A 322-nucleotide genomic window follows, 5' to 3' on the forward strand; every position below is an offset into this window, starting at 1 on the left:
TGCTGGATCGCACCGGGCTCATCCTGGAGATTTTCGGCGAGCGGGCGCGCACCAAGGAAGGCACGCTGCAGGTCGAGCTTGCCCATCTCAACTACCAGAAGGGCCGCCTGGTACGCAGCTGGACCCACCTGGAGCGCCAGCGTGGCGGTTCGATCGGCCTGCGCGGCCCGGGTGAAACCCAGCTGGAAACCGACCGCCGCCTGCTGCAGAAGCGGGTCGAGCAGCTGCAGAAGCGCCTGGAAAAGGTCGAAGTGCAGCGCACCCAGATGCGCCGTGCGCGTGTGCGCAGCGAACTGCCGCGCGTGGCCCTGGTGGGCTACAC

General features: G+C 68.0%; 1 pseudogene. It reads left to right on the forward strand.

The features are described from left to right. A pseudogene (locus EN874_RS32840) lies at window positions 1–322 on the forward strand (GTPase HflX); the annotation flags it as partial.

It is taken from the genome of Mesorhizobium sp. M1D.F.Ca.ET.231.01.1.1, assembly GCF_003999155.2.
Taxonomy (GTDB): Bacteria; Pseudomonadota; Alphaproteobacteria; order Rhizobiales; family Rhizobiaceae; genus Mesorhizobium.